Genomic DNA, 15,741 nt, shown 5'->3' with positions numbered 1-15,741 from the left:
GGCCTCAGCGCGGATCCAGGCTGTTCAGATAGGCCTTGAGGTCGGCGCGCTGGTCGTCGTCGAACTTGACCTGCGGCATCCGCGGATGGGTCTGGGGCGAGCCCTCCTCAGGCGGCGAGGCGGGCGACAGCATGCCTTCGGACAGCACCTGGTCCAGGCGGCCAGGCGGATAGCGCAGATAGAGCTTGGCGAAGGCCGGGGCGCTGGGCAGGGGGCTCTTGAGGTCGCTGACCCCGTGGCAACCGCCGCAGTGGCGCTGGGCCAGCTTCTGACCATTGACCGCCGAGGCCTGGGCGGCGGCGGCGGTTCCCGTGGCGAGAAGCCCGCCCGCGAGCAGAACGGCGACGGCGAGGGGGCGGATCGTGCGCGGCATGGGCGAGGCTCCTGAGCTTGCGAAGCCTACGGCATTCCGGTCGCGGCGGTATTGGGTACGAACACCTATCGGGGAATGATGAACGCCGTTCGACGCCTTGACTCGCAATTATACTGTGTGACATACAGTGTGTATCACACACCATGTGCCACACACTATGCGTCGTACACCCTATGCCCACCGATACGGACATCTTTGAATCGCTCCGCCAGGAGCTGAGGCGGGGAACCCTGATCCTCGCCGTCCTCGCCCAGCTGCGGGAGGAGCGCTACGGCTACAGCCTGCGTCAGGCGCTCTCGGGCGTGGGCGTGGAGATCGACGAAGGCGCGCTCTATCCGATGCTGCGCCGGCTGGAGGCTCAAGGGCTGCTGGCCAGCGAGTGGCGCGAGGAAGACAAGCGCAAGAAGCGTTTCTATCAGCTGTCGAGCGAGGGGAGGGCCGTGCTGGCCCGTCTCGCCGACGAATGGCGGGCGATCAACGCCGCCCTGGAGCCGCTGTTGTGACAGCCGCTACTCTTACCAAAGGACCCCATGACATGAGCGATCTGGTCGATCGTTATCTGGGCGCTGTCGCCGCCCTGCTGCCCAAGGACTCGCGCCAGGACATCGTCGCCGAGCTGCGCGACCTGATCGTCAACCGCGTCGAGGATCTCGAAGCCCAGCGCGGCCGCCCGCTGGACAAGCGCGAGATCGAGGAACTGCTGCGCGAGATCGGTCATCCGATCGCCGTCGCCGGCCGTTATGGGCCGCATACGGCGCTGATCGGGCCTGAGCTCTATCCGTTCTGGCTGTTCAGTGTGAAAGTGCTGGTGGTTGTGGCGGCGATCGCGGCGGCGATCCCGGCCGGCGTGGCCCTGCTGACCGCCCACGGCGACGCGCGTCTGGTGATGCGGACGATCACGGACTTCATCCCGACCGCGCTATGCCTGATCGGCGTGGCGACCCTGATCGGCGCCGCCATCGAGCGCGGCTGGATCAACACCGACGGGTTCAGGAACTGGAAGGTCAATGACCTGCCCAGGGTCTCCAAGTCCAAGAAACGGCTCTTCGAGAGCCGGTTCGAAGGTCTCTTCGAGGCGGCGGTCACCCTGCTGTTCATCGGCTGGTGGACCAAGTTGGTGGACTTCCCCGACAGCAACGTGATCACCACGCGCGGCGGCGAGATCGTTCTGAGCTTTTCGCCGATCTTCCAGGCGCTCTACTGGCCGATCCTGATCATGGCGGTGGTGCAGGTGATGTCGAGCCTGATCCTGATGGTCAAGCCGGGCTGGGTGCGGGCGCGGGCGGGCTTCGAGATCGTGACCGGGCTGATCGGCCTGGCCATCGCCGCCGCCCTCTGGCCGGCCATGCCGCTGGTGACCCTGGTCGCGCCGGAGGCCACGGTGGCGGGCTTGGCCAACCTGCAAAAGACGGTGGACCTCAGCCTGCAGGTTACCCTTTGGGTCGCCGTGGCGATCATGCTGCTGAAGCTGGTCATCGACGGCTGGCGCCTGATCCGGGGGCGCTGATCCAGGACGTGCGGGGGCTCGCCAGAGTCCCCGCGCGGCCCTGCGGCGTTAACCTTGTGTCGGCGCCGAGTAACGATAAGCGCTGGTCCAGATTCCGCCAGGATCGGTTGAGCACAGGCGCGGCAAGGCTTTCAAGGCGGCAAAAAAACGCCGATCGGACTTGTCCAGCTTTTTGCGAGGATTCAAGGCGTTAACGATTAGACTGCGCGACGCATGCGCGCAGAGGCCATGTTGCGGCGCGTCAAGTGCTTGCGAGTCGGTCATGGATACGTCATAAGCCGCTACAAGCAGGATCTTGGCCACAGCGTGATACGGCCAGTCCTCCGCTTCGGAAGAGTCTCCGCCAGTGATTTTCGCGGGGTTTCCGGGGCGCTTTTGTCGGGGAGCCGGAGGCTCTCGCCGCGCAGGACACGAGTTTTGTATATCAAGTCGCAGACGCGCGCGGACGCGCGCGGGCTGGTCGGCGCCGTATTGGTGGGGTCCATCACGGGTCTCGCCCTGGGCGGCGTTTACCTTCTGGGTGGCCTGGCCCAATCGGCCTCCACCCACGCCCGCGTCGCCCGATTGGCGGAAGGCGCTTCGGGGGACTTCTCCGAGGCGGCGATGCTCAGCGCTTCTACGCGTATGGACCCCGGCGCGCTCGCCGTGGCCAAGCGTCATGACCCCTATCTCTTCGCCGCCGTCGATCAGCGTGATCGTCAGTCGGCGATGCTGGCCGCCCGTCTGGAAGGCGCCGGCTCGGCCCTGCTGCCGGGCCAAAGCGGCCGCACCGGCCCGCTGATGCTGCGCGCCAGCTTCGGCACGATGTTCAATAGCGCCGGCGCCGGTCCGTTCCAGCTGGGCAACGCCCTGCAGAGCTCGCGCGAGCTCGAATGCCTGGCTCAGGCCGTCTATTACGAAGCCCGTGGCGAGACCCCCAGCGGCCAGGCGGCCGTGGCCCAGGTCGTTCTGAACCGCGTGCGTCACCCGGCCTTCCCGAAGTCGATCTGCGGCGTCGTGTTCCAGGGCGCCTATAACCGCACCGGCTGCCAGTTCAGCTTCGCCTGCGACGGCTCGATGCGTCGCGTCCGCGACACCGGCGCCTAGAGCCGCGCGCGCAAGGTCGCCACCCGCGTCGTGGCCGGCACGATGGAGAGCCCGGTCGGCTCGGCCACCCACTTCCACACGGTGCATGTGTCGCCGGGCTGGGGCCCGCGCCTGCAACGCGTGACCCAGGTGGGTATGCACATCTTCTATCGCTTCGGTCGCCGCAGCGGGGTTTCCAGCCAGTCGCCGACCGTCGACGACATCGCCCCGTCCGAGATCGCCAGCCTGACGGCGGACGGTCACGGCCCGGTGGCCTATGCCAGCCTGGCGCGTCCGGAGCTCGCCAACGGCGCGCCCGGCGTCGGCGGGCCCATCGGTCCGGTCAGCGAGCCGGCCTCCGCGCCGGCGCTGACGCCGGCCAAGGCCAGCGCGCCGACCCATGACAAGCCGGCGCTGGAAGGCCTGAAGGCTACAGTAGGGGCCGCGAGCGGAGCTGCTTCCTGAGGCTGCCCGGCATGTGGCTGGCGGCGAAGCGCATCTGCTTGGCCCGCTTGCCCACCAGGTAGTGCAGGGCCTTGCCGTGGGCGGCCTCCCAGACCACCTGGGCGGCGTCCTCGACGGGATAGACCTCCAGCCCGCCGGCCTTCAGCGACTCCGACATCGACTTGTTGGAGCCGTCCGAGGCCGCGTTCAGGATCGGCGTCTCGACGAACCACGGCATGACGCAGGCGACGCTGACGCCATAGGCGGCGTACTCGACGTCCAACGCCTCTGACAGACCCCGCACGGCGAACTTGGTGGCCGAATAGACCGCCAGCTTGGGCGAGCCATAGAGGCCCGCGCACGAGGCCACATTGATCAGCCGCCCGCCGGCCGCCTTCAAGAGCGGCAAGCCCGCGCGGGCGCCGTTGATCACGCCCTTGAGATTGATGTCGATCTGGATGTCGCAGTCGGCGTCGGACATCTCGTTCAGCATGCCAAACCGCGCGACGCCGGCGTTGTTCAGGAGAGCGTCGGCCTTACCGCCGGTCTCGCGGCCGAACTCGCCGATGGCGTTCTCCCAGGCCTCGCGGTCGCGCACGTCCAGGGGATGGATCGAGCCGTTCTCCGGCCCGATGGCCAGCAGGGCGGCCTTGAGCCCCACCTTGTCGATATCCGACAGGCCGACGAACCAGCCCTCCTGCGCGAACCGCTTGGCGCAGGCCAGGCCGATGCCGCTGGCCGCGCCCGTGATGAAGATGCTCTTGCGCCCGTTCGCCGGCATGGTCCCCTCCCGTATCATTGTTATCAATGATCAGATGCCGAACGGGCGGAGGGGTCAAGTGTCGGAAGACACCCTTAGCTCCCTCGCGATGGCGAGGGAGCCTCTGGTGCGCTCCGATCAGTCCGTCTGATCGTCGATCTCGGCGTCCGGGCCGTTCTTCTTGATCGACTCGATGGCGTTCTTGGCCGAGGCTTTCGAGGCGTAGCCCTCGGTCCAGAAGATGGTTTCGCTGTTGTAGACGAAATAGGCGACGAACTCGCCGGCCTTGTTCTTCTTGATCAGAAACTTATGGGCCATGGCGCTTCTCCATTGATGATTTGAAACTTCGTCAGCCCCACCCGACGGATCGAGCGTCGCCTTGTCGAGGCGCGCCTGTCAATCGCGGCCTTGTCACGCGCGGGTCCGCCCGCCGATGATGCGGGCTCCCCGTCCGCAGAGTCCCCGCCCATGTCGCACGATCGCCTCGACCAGCTTTCGATGGACCTCCTGGGCAAGTCCTACGGCGAGCTCAACGACGTCCAGAAGCGCGTCATCGACCTGATCCTGGCCGAGCAGCCCTCCGACCCGCGCGCGGTCTTCGACGAGGGGACCTTCTGGACGCGCCTGGCCGACAAGGTCGCGGCCATCGGCGGTTCCTGGAGCTTCATCGGCGGCTTCGCCCTGGCCTTGCTGCTGTGGATCGGGCTGAATCTGGCGCTCAAGCCGCTGAACCTGGCGTTCGACCCCTATCCGTTCATCTTCCTGAACCTGTTGCTCTCGACCGTGGCGGCGATCCAGGCGCCGGTGATCATGATGAGCCAGAACCGCCAGGCGGCGAAGGACCGGCTGTCCGCCGAGCACGACTATGCGGTCAACCTGCGCGCCGAACTGGAGATCATGCGGGTGATCGACAAGGTCGACGCCCTGCGCAGCGACGAGCTGATGATCCTGTGCCGCGAGCACGCCGAGCGCCTGGCGCAGTTGCAGGACGAGGTTGCGATGCTGCGGGCGGAGCGGGGCGGGTGAGGTTCGAGGACGGACAGGTGAAGATCCTCCTGGGCGTCGAGGCCAACTTCCGCCCCGCTCGAAAAGCCCATCCGCCGTTCAGGTGGCCGCTGACGAGCCGCTGGAGGGCTGGGACCGCGTCTATGTGGACGACCCGTTCGGCAACCGCATCGAGCTGATGTCGATCAAGATGTAAGCGCCCCCACCTCCCGATTTCCCCGGCGACACGTCAGTGCGGCGAAGCCAATGTCGGGGCCCAGATTCATCTGGAGTGGCTGGGGATGATGCGACATCACGCAGCGTTTGTCGGGCAGATGCTGGTGGGCTCGATCTGGGTCCCGGCGTTCGCCGGGAAGGTCGGTTTTTGGGAGGTAGGCGAGAGACGGTTCACGACCCATGGCGGACGTTCGAACAATCCTCCCCCCAGAGGGGGAGGAGGCCGAAGGCCGGAGGGGGAAGTTCTGCCGAGCCGGCTTCCTCCCCCTCCGTCGGCTTCGCCGACACCTCCCCCGCTAGGGGGAGGATTTGATCTGCCATCCACCCATACTTGCCCCCTCCGCGCCTTCGGCGCTCCTCCCCCGGAGGGGGAAGAAGAAGCATGTACCTTCCGCCCCCTCTGGGGGCGGACGACCGCGAAGCGGTCAGGCGCGGGCCTGCGGCCTGTCCGACTTCCACCCTTGTGGGGCGTCCCGAAAGTCTGCTTTCGGGCGGGTCTTCGGTCTTGCATGGCGAGATGCTGGGTCGCATGCTTCCACTACCTCCCACGGAGGCGCCGATGTCCGACTTCACACCCGCTAGCTGGATCGCGGTGCTCGTGGCGATCAGTGGGGCGTTCATCGTCGTCTTCATGAATCGCGGGCGTCGATAGCCCCGCCCCGCCCCCCGCTACCCCGCCCGCGCCCGACGCAGCGCCTGCGGCGGCTGCCCGAACGCGCGGATGAAGGCCCGTCGCATGCGCTCGGGATCGCCGAAGCCCGTCTCCAGGGCCACGTCCTCGACCTGGAGCGGCTGGCTGTCCAGCAGGGCGCGGGCGGCCTCGACGCGCAGGCGTTCGACCGCCTTGGCCGGGGTGACGCCGGTCTCCTGGGCGAACAGGCGGGCGAAGTTGCGGGGGCTCATGGCGGCGCGACCCGCCAGTTGTTCGACGCTCAGGGGCTCGGACAGGTTCTGGCGGGCCCAGGAGAGCAGGGCGTCAAAGCGGCCGGGGCGCAGGTCGATCAGGGCCGAGTGCTGCGACTGGCCGCCGGGGCGGTGGTGATAGACGACCAACTGCTGGGCCGTGCGGCGGGCCACGGCCTCGCCCTCGTCGGCGCCGATCAGGGCCAGGGACAGGTCGATGCCGGCGGTGATGCCGGCTGAGCTCCACACCGACCCGTCCTGCACCCAGATGCGATCGGGCTCGAGCCTGATGTTCGGATAGCGGCGCTGGAAGTCCTTGGTCCGGCTCCAGTGCGTGGTGGCGCGCTTGCCGTCCAAGAGGCCCGCTTCCGCCAGGACATAGGTTCCCGAACAGACGCTGGCGACGCGGCGCGCTTGCCGCCCCGCCGCGCGGACGAAGGCCAGGGTCTCGGGGCAACTGGCCGGAACCTTCACCGCGTCGCCGCCGGCGATCAGCAGGGTGTCGAGCGGCGGCGCCTCGGCCAGGGCCCTGGTTTGCACGACCATCCCCGAGGTGCTGGGGACCAGGCCGCCGCGCAGCGACAGAAAATGCAGGCTGTAGGCGCCGGGCGCCAGCCGTCCGGCGATCTCGAACGCCGCGATCGGGCCTGTGGCGTCCAGCAACTGGAAGCCGGGATAGACGAGAAAGCCGATCGCGCGGGGCATGGCGGACGCCTTGGCTGAAATTGCGGGAACTATGTCATTTCCGCCAGCGCCCCGTCGAGTCATCTTCACACTCGATTGTGACGGAGACCATCGCATGAGCCAGACCCTGCAGATCGTGATCGCCCTGTTCCCGGGTGTCACGCACCTGGACTTCACAGGACCGCACCAGGTGCTGTGCCGCCTGCCCGGCGCCAAGGTCACGGTGGCCAGCCTGGCGGGCGGCGAGATCGAGGCCGACGGCCTGGTCTTCGCCCGCCTGCCCAAGCTGTCGGATATCGAGGCCTGCGACGTGCTGATCGTCCCGGGCGGCTTTGGCACGACCCAGGCGATGGGCGATCCTGATTTTATCGCGCAGATCTGCCGGCTGGCCGACGGCGCCAAGTATGTCTGCTCGGTCTGCACCGGTTCGCTGGTGCTGGGGGCGGCGGGGCTGCTCAAGGGCAAGCGCGCGGCCTGCCATTGGGCCTGGCGCGACCAGCTGGCGCTGTTCGGCGCGATCCCCGACGCCTCGCGGGTGGCGCGGGACGGGCGCTACATCACCGGCGGCGGGGTGACGGCGGGCATCGACTTCGCCCTGACCCTGATCGCCGAACTGGCGGGCGACGAGATGGCTCAGGGCATTCAGCTGGCCGTGGAGTATGCGCCGGCTCCGCCGTTCAACGCCGGACGGCCGGAGACCGCGCCGACTGCGGTGCTGGAGCGGATCACGGCGATCTACGGCAAGGGCATGGACGAGCGCGTCGCGGCCGCGAAGGCGGCGGCGGGGGTGTTGTAGGTTCCCTCTCCCAGAGGGAGAGGGAGGGGCCCGCCGCGAAGCGGTGGGAGGGTGAGGGGTTACGCGGTCTGACCGCGTGCCGGCGCTCTGTCGGACGCCGTACCCCCTCACCCCAACCCTCTCCCCATGGGAGAGGGCGTTTCATCCCACCTTCACGCCCGTCACCGCGTGTCCGCGACGCCATAGCGCAAGACGAGGTTCGGGTGACGGCTTCCGCCTCCGGACGGGCTTTGCTATGCGGCGAGCGTGACCGCCGCGCCGCCCCAGATTCCCTCCGACGGGACCCCCGTTGCGACCGAGCCGACGGCTCAGTCGGTCAGCCATGTTTCGGCCAAGGAGAACGTGCGCGGTGGGGCGCTGGATTTCCTGCGCTTCCTCGCCTCGCTGCTGATCGTCGTCTACCACTATGGCGCCGAGAGCCCGATGCGGATCGAGCGCTTCGCCCAGGTGTTCTCGCGCGGCTTTCTCGCCACCGACTTTTTCCTGATCCTGTCGGGCTATGTGCTGGGCCGGGCCTATGGCGCCTCGACCCTGAGCGGGCGGCTGACCACGCCGCAGTTCTGGGTGCGCCGCGCCGCGCGGGTGTGGCCCGGGCACCTGGCGGTGCTGGCCATGCTGGCGGTGCTGGTCGTGGTTCTGAACGCCATCGGCACCGACGCCCACAAGCCCAGCCGCTTTGCCTGGGACCAGCTGGTTCCGCAGGCCCTGCTGATCCACGCCTGGGGCTTTCCCAGCGACGGCTGGAACCTGCCCAGCTGGAGCCTGTCGGCGCTGATCGTCTGCTACGCCCTGTTCCCCAGCTTCTGGCGCGCGGTCAGCAAGATCCGCCACGCCTGGCTTTTGCCGCTGCTGGGCCTCGTCATCCTGGCCGCCTTCGAGGTGCTGGCTGAGACCGTGTTCGACCAGGGGCTGGCGGACCTGCGGTTCCAGTTCGGCGTGGTCCGGGCCCTGCCGCTGTTCATCCTGGGCGTCTGTCTGGCGCGCACGGTCGACATGCGCTGGCCCTCGGAAGGCGCGGCCCACGCCCTGCTGTGGGGCGGGGTAGCCCTGCTCGTGATCACCCAGCCGCTGGACCGCTACGCCTTGCCCGATCCGCTGCTGTTCGACGCCCCCTCGCTGCTGGCCATCGCCATGATCGTGCTGGGCGCCGGGCGCCTGCCGGTCAAGCGTCCGCAGCGGTGGATCGAGGAGGGGGCCAAGCTGTCGTTCGCCCTGTTCATCACCCACATCTTCGTCGGGGTGATCTATTGGAGCGCGGTCCACAAGCTGATCGACACCGTGCCGATCGGCATCGGCTGGCAGTGGCTGATGTGGCTGGCCGGCTTCCCCCTGGCCTATGGCGGGGCGTGGCTGTTCCACCGCTATATCGATCAGCCGCTGCAGGACCGCATCCAGCCGCTGTTGCGGCGGTAGGGTCCTCTCCTGGTGTCATCCCGGCCGGAGCGCTTCGCGCGTAGAGCCGGGACCCAGGGGCGGCTCGCACTGAGTTTCTTCACCCCCTGGGTCCCGGGTCGGCTGCGCCGCCCGGGATGACGCGGTTTTTAGAGCTACCGGTGGCTGGAACATCCAAGGTCAGGTCCGGCGCGTAACGGCGTTATCGACCGCCGTTGGAGACGCCCATGCTGGCCCTGATGCTCGCCCTTTCCCTGCAGGCGGCCGCAACGCCCGCGCCCTTGGCCGGCGACTGGGTCGTCGACCTGTCGGCCACGCCGGCCGAGCCCTATTACAAGGGTATGACGCTGAAGCTCGAGGCCGACGGTACGGTGACCGGCAGCTTCTATGACAGCGAGATCCTGGCCGGTCGCTGGAAGACGGCCGGCGGCCGCACCTGCGCCAGCTTCCGCACCACCGACGGCGCGGGGCCCTATCACACCAGCGTCTGCCAGGGCGCGAGCGGCCTGGAGGGCCAGACCTGGGCCGAGCACCGCAACTTCGTCTTCCTGTGGCGCGCCAAACCGGCGACGGCCGAGGACCGCAAGGCCAAGTGGTGGTGAGATCGCGACGCCCCCTCCGTCTCGGCGCTATGCGCCGATCCACCTCCCCCGCAAGCGGGGCAGGAGGGGAGCGGCGTCCTCCTCACCCGTGCAACGGGGGAGGTGTCGCGCGGCAAGGCCGCGTGACGAAGGGGGCGCTTTCCACAGTCTCGCCCATTCGCTAAGTCACCCAGCCATGACCAGACTGATCCCCCTGCAAGGCGTCGAGAACTTCCGCGACTTCGGCGACTACGCCGCCGGCGCGGGACGACTGAAGAAGGGCGTCTTGTTCCGCGCCGCCCACCAGGCCGAGGCGACGGACGAGGACTTGGCGCATCTGGCCGCGCTGGGCATCGCCACCCTGGTGGACCTGCGTCGCCCCAACGAGCGCGAGCGCGCGCCGTCGCGGCGGTGGGACGGTTTTTCAGCCCAGGTCATCGACAACGATCTGGGCATGACCGGCGAGGACCCCTGGCACACCTTCCTCAAGGAGTCGGATCTGTCGCTGGAGTCGATCCACGCCTACATGGACGAGTACTACCGCCGCGCCCCGTTTAAGGAGCGGCACCTGGATCTGTTCAGCCGCTACTTCCAGGCAGTGGCCAAGGGAGAGGGCGCGGTGCTGATCCACTGCGCGGCGGGCAAGGACCGCACCGGCATCCTGGCCGCCTTGACGCACCATATCGCCGGCGTCTCGGACGACGACGTCATCGACGACTACCTTTTGACCAACGACCCGACCCGCTTCGAGCGGCGCGGCCACATCTTCCTGAAGAACATCTTCGAGATGACCGGCAAGCGGCCGACCGAGGCAGCGATGCGGGCGGCCATGGGCGTGGAGGCCCGCTACCTGGCGGCGGCGTTTGCGGCGATCAACGAGCAGTACGGCTCGCTGGACGGCTACCTCGAAAACGCCGTAGGGTTGGATGAGACGACGCGCGAGGCGGTGGCGGCGCATATCCTGCTGTAGCCTCCGACATCCCCGGCGACACGTCAGTGCGGCGAAGCCAATGCCGGGGTCCAGATTCATCTGGGGCGGCTGGGGATGATGCGACGTCACGCGGCGCTTATCGGACAGCGACTGGCGGGCTCGATCTGGATCCCAGCATTGGCTTCGCCGCACTGACGTGTCGCCGGGAAGGTCGGGTTTCTGGAGGAGCGTTAGACGCTGCTCACGACCCATTGCAGTCGCCTCCTTCTTGACTTCACATAGGGAGAAAACGCGGTGAGCTCTCGCGCATGTGGCGATCGATTTTGGGCATTTTGGTCGCGGCGGCAGCAACAGCCGCGTGTGTAACAGCGGGACCAAGGGGCGAACCCGTCGCTGGAGTGGACTTCACTTTCTCCACCTACGACAACCCAAACGCGGAACGCTTTGACCTAGAACTTACATCACACTCAAAGCGCAGGATCTGCCTCGTGTCCGACCAATGGCCCAACCAAAAAGGAAAGGTGGATTGGGCGAAAGACTATGTCTCGGTGCGGACTTCGCAAAGGCAATTTCCGTTAGCCGAATGGAATGGCGGCTATTGCATCGGTGGCTGCTATGCGGCGCGGGTCAGTCCTGGTGAAAGCGTCAAAGCGTTCATTCCGTACATTGACTTCGAGGGCTTTGGACCTGAGAACTATCAGGCGAAAAAGAAACTGATCTTCTCGCCTCGCGCCGACTGGTGCCCTCGCTGACAGCAGGCTTGGCGGCTCTGACGTCCGACATCCCCCCTTCACCGACATCCGCCATGTCCGCTCACCGCCCCGCTCAATCCGTAAGGTGACAAACGAGCGTTTAACCGCCAACCTCGCCGGACGGTCCCGCCAGAGGGCCGCTCTTGGGGGTTTGGGGTATGAGCGAGTTGGCGGGAACGCCTCCGGGCCTGAGCGATGTCGCCGGCGCGGAGGGCAGGGAAGACGTTCTCACGCCGCCGCCGACCGGCAAGCTGTCCAAAGGGGCGCTCAGCTGGATCCTGCACCAGGGCACGCGCGACCCCTATGTGATCCTGGTCACCATCTATGTGTTCGCGCCGTACTTCTCGCGGGTGCTGATCGGCGATCCGGTCAAGGGGCAGGCGACGGTGGCCGACATCTCCACCACCTACGGCCTGCTGACCGCGCTCTTGGCCCCGATCCTGGGCGCCTCGATCGAGCGCTACGGACCGCGCAAGCCGCTGATGGCGATGGGCCTGGCGATCATGGTCCCCCTGCTGATGGCGCTGTGGTGGGCCACGCCCGGCGGGCTGCCGGTGGGGCTGATCGGCCTGTTCCTGATTATCCTGGGCGTCATCTACAACTGCGGCGACGTGCTGCAGAACTCGCTGTTGTCGCGCGCCGCCGAGAAGGGTCAGGAGCCGGTGCTGTCGGGCCTGGGCTACGCGACCGCCAACGGCCTGTCGGTGGCGCTGCTGATCTTCGTGATGTGGGCCTTCGTGCTGCCGGGGCAGGTGTCGTGGTCGTTCGTGCCGGCCGGCCCGCTGTTTGGCCTCAGCCAGACCGAGCATGAGCCCAGCCGTATCGTCGGGCCGCTGGCGGGCGCGGTCATGCTGCTGGGTGCGATCCCGTTCTTCCTGTGGACCCGCGACGCCCCGCGAACCGGTCTGCCGTTCGTCGCGGCGCTGAAGGACGGCTTCAAGCTGCTCATCGACACCTTCGGCAATCTGAAAGGCCATGCCGACGTCGCCAAGTTCCTGGCTGCGCGGATGCTCTATTGCGACGGCATGACGGCGCTGCTGATCTTCGGCGGCCTGTTCGCGGCGGGGCTGATGCAGTGGGGCGAGCTGGAGATGCTGGCCTACGGGATCTCGCTGTCGATCTTCGGCGTGCTGGGCGGGCTGCTGGCGCCGTGGTTGGACCGCAAGCTCGGGCCCAAGCGCGCCCTCCAGCTGGAGATCGCCGCCTGCATCGTGCTGGTCCTCAGCTCCCTGGGCATGGGGCGCGAGAAGATCCTGTTCTTCTGGAGCTGGGACGCGGCGACCCATCCGGTCGTCTGGGACGGCCCGCTGTTCCGCACCCTGCCGGAGCTGATCTATCTGGGCATAGGTCTGCTGATCGCCGTCTTCGTCACCGCCCAGTACGCCTCGAGCCGCACCTTGCTGGTGCGCTTGGCCCCGCCCGACCGGATGGCGGCGTTCTTCGGCCTGTTCTCTCTGTCGGGCACGGCCACCATGTGGCTGGGCTCGCTGCTGGTGGCCCTGGCCACCAAGATCTTTGACAGCCAGGTGGCCGGCTTCGTGCCGATCGCGGGCCTGCTGGCGCTGGGGCTGCTGGGCCTCTTCACGGTGAAGGGCGGCGGACGGGAGGTTTAGCCGCCTGCTGACAGATCCTGACACTGGCTCTGCGTATGTCCCTGTCATCCGAGAGGAAGACTGGGGAGCCTATGATGGACGACGGCCGCGCGGACTTTGACTTCTTCATCGGTCGGTGGCGGGTCCATCACCATCGTCTGGTGGGACGTCTGGTCGGCTCCACCCGCTGGGAGGATTTCGCCGGCGTCACCGAGACCCGAAAGATCCTCGGCGGTCTTGGCAATATGGACGAGAATGTCCTGGAGCTGCCGGCGGGGACTTATCAGGCGGTGACCGTCAGGCTGTTTGATCCGGCGCGCGGGCTCTGGACCATCTACTGGATTGACGGTCGCCAGACGGCGGTGGATCCGCCGATGATCGGCCGCTTCGCCGATGGGGTCGGCGAGTTCTTCGGCGACGACACCCTGGAGGGGCGCGCGGTTCGCGTCCGCTTCCGCTGGTTCGTCGACGACCAGGATCATTGCCGCTGGGAGCAGGCCTTCTCGCCCGATGGGGAGCAGACCTGGGAGACCAACTGGACGATGGCCTTCGAACGGGGGTGACGATGGTGGAGGGCGCGCCGCCGCCCTGCTATCACCCTGCTCATGCGGCATGTCGCTCTCTTGACCGCCCCCTGGCGCGAGCCGGTCTGGGCGCTGGCGCCCTTCCGGGACGAGCCTTTCGCCTGCGCGCTGGTCACCGGCGGGGCGGGGCGGTGGTCGTACCTGCTGCGCGCGCCCGACGCGACGCTGAGCCTGGCGGCCACCGACAGCGCCGATCCCTTCGCGGCGCTGGCCGCGCTGGTCGGTCCGCCTGAGCCCAGCCATCCCGAAGGCCCCCCGTTCCAGGGCGGCGTCGTGGGGCTGGGCGCCTATGAGCTGGGCGACCGGGTCGAGGACCTGGGGCTGGGGCGCACCGACTGGCCGGACCTGACCTGCGCTCGCTATCCGGCTCTGCTGGCCTTCGACCATCACGCCCGCCAGGTGGTCGCGGTCGGCCGGGGCGAGACTGCGGGAGACGCCGAGACCCGCGCCGCTGAGGCCCTGACCTGGCTGGATACGCCCGCGCCCGAGCGCGCGGCGCCCGCCGGTCCCCTCTGCTCGGACCTGATCGCCAGCGACGCCGATGCCTATGAGACCGCCGTGGCGCAGGTGGTCGAGCGGATCGTCGGCGGTGAGATCTTCCAGGCCAATATCGCCCGCGCCTGGACGGGGCGACTGGCGGCGGACGCCGATCCGTTCGACCTGTTCGTGCGCCTGCGCGAGCAAAGCCCCGCGCCGTTCTCGGCCTATTGGCGGCTGCCCGGCCGGGCGCTGGTGTCCAACTCGCCCGAGCGGTTCCTGAAGCTGGATCCTTCCGGCGCGATCCAGACCCAGCCGATCAAGGGCACCCGCCCGCGCGGCCGCGATCCCGCCGAGGACCGCGCCCTGGCCGCCGAGCTGCTGGCCAGCGACAAGGACCGGGCCGAGAACCTTATGATCGTCGACCTGATGCGTAACGACCTGGCGCGGGTGTCGCCGGCCGGCAGCGTCCGCGCGCCGGAACTGTTCAAGGTCGAGAGCTTCGCCAACGTCCATCACCTGGTCTCGACCGTCACCGCGCGTCTGTCGCCGGGGCGCGGCGTCGCCGACCTGCTGCGGGCCAGCTTCCCGCCGGGCTCGATCACCGGCGCGCCGAAGGTGCAGGCCATGAAGGTGATCGCCGAGCTTGAGCCGCCGCGCGGGCCCTATTGCGGCAGCCTGTTCTGGGCCGGGGTCGACGGAGCGTTCGACTCCAGCGTGCTGATCCGCACCGTCGGCCTTGTCGAGGACGAGGAAGGCTGGCGGCTGGAGGCCCGGGCGGGGGCGGGGATCGTCTCCGACAGCGACCCGCGCGGCGAGCGCCTGGAGACCGAGGCCAAGATCGCGGCCCTGAAGACGGCGCTGACCCAATGACGAGACCTGACGCTGTCCCCCTGAGCGATCGCGGCCTGCTGCTGGGCGATGGCCTGTTCGAGACGATGCTGGCTCAGGACGGGGCGGTGGCGCACCTGCCGGCCCATCTTGACCGGATGGCCGCCGGCTGCGCCGTCCTGGGCCTGCCGTTCGATCGCGAGGCGGCCCAGCGTCTGGTCCTCGCCGCGGCGCCGGCGCACGGACGCTTTGCGATCCGCCTGACCCTCACCGCCGGCTCGGGCGGTCGCGGGCTTGATCGGCCCGAGGCGCCGGCCGTCCGGCTATTCGCCACGGCCGTGCCCTCGACGCCGGTGACGACGCCGGCGACGCTGATCGTGGCGGCCACGCGCCGCAACGAGGGCTCGCCGGCCTCACGGCTCAAGACGCTCGCCTATCTCGACAATGTCCTGGCCCGGGCCGAGGGGCGGGCCGCCGGGGCCGATGACGCGTTGATGCTGAACAATCGCGGCGAGATCGCCTGCGCGGCCGCGGCCAACCTGTTCTGGCTGGCGGGCGGTCGCCTGTTCACGCCGCGTCTGGACTGCGGGGTCCTGGCGGGGACCACCCGCGCGCGACTGCTGGCCTGCGAAGCGGTGGATGAGGTCGCCGTGGGCGTCGAAGCGCTGGAGGCCGCCGAGGCGGTGGTGCTGACCAACAGCCTGATCGGCGTGCGGCCCGTGTCGCGTCTGGGGGAGCGGGCGCTGCCCGAGCACCCCCTGGCGGCGCGGCTGAACGCGCGTCTGGACGCCTAGAGCCTCTAGCCTGAAATCGGAATCGATTTGAGGCGTTGAAAAGGCTCTAAATCA

General features: G+C 68.3%; 17 protein-coding genes and 6 pseudogenes. 15 read left to right on the top strand and 8 right to left on the bottom strand.

Annotated features, from left to right (window positions below):
• Positions 1–4: 4 nt before the first annotated feature.
• Complete coding sequence (locus OVA11_RS18000; RefSeq protein WP_268068617.1) at positions 5–373, bottom strand: c-type cytochrome; 369 nt, start codon at positions 371–373, stop codon at positions 5–7.
• A gap of 173 nt (positions 374–546) precedes the next feature.
• Between OVA11_RS18000 and OVA11_RS17995 the strand changes: the two genes are divergently transcribed.
• Both OVA11_RS17995 and OVA11_RS17990 read left to right on the top strand, forming a co-directional pair.
• Positions 547–876 (top strand): PadR family transcriptional regulator, encoded by a 330-nt coding sequence (locus OVA11_RS17995; protein WP_164468201.1) that lies wholly within the window; start codon positions 547–549, stop codon positions 874–876.
• Complete coding sequence (locus OVA11_RS17990) at positions 837–1,880, top strand: hypothetical protein (protein WP_268068616.1); 1,044 nt, start codon at positions 837–839, stop codon at positions 1,878–1,880. The genes OVA11_RS17995 and OVA11_RS17990 overlap by 40 nt, the downstream gene beginning before the upstream one ends.
• Positions 1,881–1,928: 48 nt before the next feature.
• Here the strand turns inward: OVA11_RS17990 and OVA11_RS17985 are convergent, their stop codons facing one another.
• On the bottom strand, positions 1,929–2,183 hold the full coding sequence (locus OVA11_RS17985) for a hypothetical protein (protein ID WP_268068615.1): 255 nt from the start codon (positions 2,181–2,183) through the stop codon (positions 1,929–1,931).
• A gap of 114 nt (positions 2,184–2,297) precedes the next feature.
• Between OVA11_RS17985 and OVA11_RS17980 the strand changes: the two are divergent.
• Positions 2,298–3,410, top strand: a pseudogene (locus tag OVA11_RS17980) (cell wall hydrolase).
• On the opposite strand, the gene OVA11_RS17975 reads toward OVA11_RS17980, so the two are convergent.
• Positions 3,376–4,197, bottom strand: coding sequence for an SDR family oxidoreductase (locus OVA11_RS17975; protein ID WP_268068614.1), 822 nt, complete (start codon positions 4,195–4,197; stop codon positions 3,376–3,378). The pseudogene OVA11_RS17980 and the gene OVA11_RS17975 sit on opposite strands and share 35 nt — an antisense overlap.
• 90 nt (positions 4,198–4,287) lie before the next feature.
• Positions 4,288–4,467, bottom strand: coding sequence for a YegP family protein (locus OVA11_RS17970; RefSeq protein WP_165259123.1), 180 nt, complete (start codon positions 4,465–4,467; stop codon positions 4,288–4,290).
• A 150-nt stretch (positions 4,468–4,617) separates the two neighbouring features.
• On the opposite strand from OVA11_RS17970, the gene OVA11_RS17965 reads away from it, so the two are divergent.
• From OVA11_RS17965 to OVA11_RS17955, 3 genes and pseudogenes are all read left to right on the top strand, one after another.
• Positions 4,618–5,175 (top strand): DUF1003 domain-containing protein, encoded by a 558-nt coding sequence (locus OVA11_RS17965; protein ID WP_268068613.1) that lies wholly within the window; start codon positions 4,618–4,620, stop codon positions 5,173–5,175.
• Positions 5,176–5,177: 2 nt separating this feature from the next.
• Positions 5,178–5,350, top strand: a pseudogene (locus OVA11_RS17960) (glyoxalase); the annotation flags it as partial.
• A 75-nt stretch (positions 5,351–5,425) separates the two neighbouring features.
• Positions 5,426–5,680: pseudogene (locus OVA11_RS17955) on the top strand (hypothetical protein); the annotation flags it as partial.
• Between the two features lie 26 nt (positions 5,681–5,706).
• Here the strand turns inward: OVA11_RS17955 and OVA11_RS19895 are convergent.
• A pseudogene (locus tag OVA11_RS19895) lies at positions 5,707–5,782 on the bottom strand (hypothetical protein); the annotation flags it as partial.
• Between the two features lie 257 nt (positions 5,783–6,039).
• On the bottom strand, positions 6,040–6,978 hold the full coding sequence (locus OVA11_RS17950; RefSeq protein WP_268068612.1) for a GlxA family transcriptional regulator: 939 nt from the start codon (positions 6,976–6,978) through the stop codon (positions 6,040–6,042).
• A 94-nt stretch (positions 6,979–7,072) separates the two neighbouring features.
• On the opposite strand from OVA11_RS17950, the gene OVA11_RS17945 reads away from it, so the two are divergent.
• Positions 7,073–7,753, top strand: a complete 681-nt coding sequence (locus tag OVA11_RS17945; protein WP_268068611.1) for a DJ-1/PfpI family protein — start codon at positions 7,073–7,075, stop codon at positions 7,751–7,753.
• Here OVA11_RS17945 and OVA11_RS17940 read toward each other — a convergent pair.
• A pseudogene (locus tag OVA11_RS17940) lies at positions 7,751–7,864 on the bottom strand (hypothetical protein); the annotation flags it as partial. The gene OVA11_RS17945 and the pseudogene OVA11_RS17940 sit on opposite strands and share 3 nt — an antisense overlap.
• Before the next feature lie 135 nt (positions 7,865–7,999).
• Between OVA11_RS17940 and OVA11_RS17935 the strand changes: the two are divergent.
• The 3 genes from OVA11_RS17935 (at position 8,000) to OVA11_RS17915 (ending at position 10,696) form a co-directional block, all read left to right on the top strand.
• Positions 8,000–9,166: an acyltransferase family protein gene (locus OVA11_RS17935; protein ID WP_268068610.1), complete on the top strand. Its 1,167-nt coding sequence runs from the start codon at positions 8,000–8,002 to the stop codon at positions 9,164–9,166.
• A gap of 194 nt (positions 9,167–9,360) precedes the next feature.
• On the top strand, positions 9,361–9,747 hold the full coding sequence (locus tag OVA11_RS17925) for a hypothetical protein (protein WP_268068609.1): 387 nt from the start codon (positions 9,361–9,363) through the stop codon (positions 9,745–9,747).
• Positions 9,748–9,922: 175 nt separating this feature from the next.
• Positions 9,923–10,696, top strand: a complete 774-nt coding sequence (locus OVA11_RS17915) for a tyrosine-protein phosphatase (RefSeq protein ID WP_268068608.1) — start codon at positions 9,923–9,925, stop codon at positions 10,694–10,696.
• Between the two features lie 3 nt (positions 10,697–10,699).
• On the opposite strand, the pseudogene OVA11_RS19890 reads toward OVA11_RS17915, so the two are convergent.
• Positions 10,700–10,771, bottom strand: a pseudogene (locus tag OVA11_RS19890) (hypothetical protein); the annotation flags it as partial.
• A gap of 374 nt (positions 10,772–11,145) precedes the next feature.
• Here OVA11_RS19890 and OVA11_RS17910 point away from each other — a divergent pair.
• The 5 genes from OVA11_RS17910 to OVA11_RS17890 all read left to right on the top strand — a co-directional run bounded on the left by OVA11_RS17910 (position 11,146) and on the right by OVA11_RS17890 (position 15,687).
• Positions 11,146–11,409: a hypothetical protein gene (locus OVA11_RS17910; RefSeq protein ID WP_268068607.1), complete on the top strand. Its 264-nt coding sequence runs from the start codon at positions 11,146–11,148 to the stop codon at positions 11,407–11,409.
• Between the two features lie 143 nt (positions 11,410–11,552).
• The gene (locus tag OVA11_RS17905; protein ID WP_268068606.1) at positions 11,553–13,022 is read left to right on the top strand and encodes an MFS transporter; all 1,470 of its coding nucleotides are present in this window, start codon (positions 11,553–11,555) and stop codon (positions 13,020–13,022) included.
• 74 nt (positions 13,023–13,096) lie between these two features.
• Entirely contained in the window at positions 13,097–13,564 is a 468-nt protein-coding gene (locus OVA11_RS17900) for a DUF1579 domain-containing protein (protein ID WP_268068605.1), read from the top strand.
• Between the two features lie 42 nt (positions 13,565–13,606).
• Positions 13,607–14,935, top strand: a complete 1,329-nt coding sequence (pabB, locus tag OVA11_RS17895; RefSeq protein WP_442780898.1) for an aminodeoxychorismate synthase, component I — start codon at positions 13,607–13,609, stop codon at positions 14,933–14,935.
• A complete protein-coding gene (locus OVA11_RS17890; protein ID WP_268068604.1) occupies positions 14,932–15,687 on the top strand; it encodes an aminotransferase class IV in 756 nt (251 codons plus the stop codon). Before pabB ends, OVA11_RS17890 begins: the two co-directional genes overlap by 4 nt.
• The last annotated feature ends 54 nt before the right edge of the window (positions 15,688–15,741 follow it).

The sequence above is a fragment of the Caulobacter sp. SL161 genome (genome assembly GCF_026672375.1).
In the GTDB taxonomy this organism is placed as follows: domain Bacteria; phylum Pseudomonadota; class Alphaproteobacteria; order Caulobacterales; family Caulobacteraceae; genus Caulobacter.
The sequence above is the reverse complement of the archived record's forward strand: the minus strand, read 5'-3'. Positions and strand labels throughout refer to the sequence as shown.

Bases quoted from the DNA above. Each gene is read 5' to 3' on its own strand.
- OVA11_RS17990 (WP_268068616.1), top strand. From the start codon at position 837: ATGGCGGGCGATCAACGCCGCCCTGGAGCCGCTGTTGTGACAGCCGCT.
- OVA11_RS17900 (WP_268068605.1), top strand. From the start codon at position 13,097: ATGGACGACGGCCGCGCGGACTTTGACTTCTTCATCGGTCGGTGGCGG.
- OVA11_RS17995 (WP_164468201.1), top strand. From the start codon at position 547: ATGCCCACCGATACGGACATCTTTGAATCGCTCCGCCAGGAGCTGAGG.
- pabB (WP_442780898.1), top strand. From the start codon at position 13,607: ATGCGGCATGTCGCTCTCTTGACCGCCCCCTGGCGCGAGCCGGTCTGG.
- OVA11_RS17950 (WP_268068612.1), bottom strand. From the start codon at position 6,978: ATGCCCCGCGCGATCGGCTTTCTCGTCTATCCCGGCTTCCAGTTGCTG.
- OVA11_RS18000 (WP_268068617.1), bottom strand. From the start codon at position 373: ATGCCGCGCACGATCCGCCCCCTCGCCGTCGCCGTTCTGCTCGCGGGC.
- OVA11_RS17890 (WP_268068604.1), top strand. From the start codon at position 14,932: ATGACGAGACCTGACGCTGTCCCCCTGAGCGATCGCGGCCTGCTGCTG.
- OVA11_RS17945 (WP_268068611.1), top strand. From the start codon at position 7,073: ATGAGCCAGACCCTGCAGATCGTGATCGCCCTGTTCCCGGGTGTCACG.
- OVA11_RS17965 (WP_268068613.1), top strand. From the start codon at position 4,618: ATGTCGCACGATCGCCTCGACCAGCTTTCGATGGACCTCCTGGGCAAG.
- OVA11_RS17915 (WP_268068608.1), top strand. From the start codon at position 9,923: ATGACCAGACTGATCCCCCTGCAAGGCGTCGAGAACTTCCGCGACTTC.
- OVA11_RS17970 (WP_165259123.1), bottom strand. From the start codon at position 4,467: ATGGCCCATAAGTTTCTGATCAAGAAGAACAAGGCCGGCGAGTTCGTC.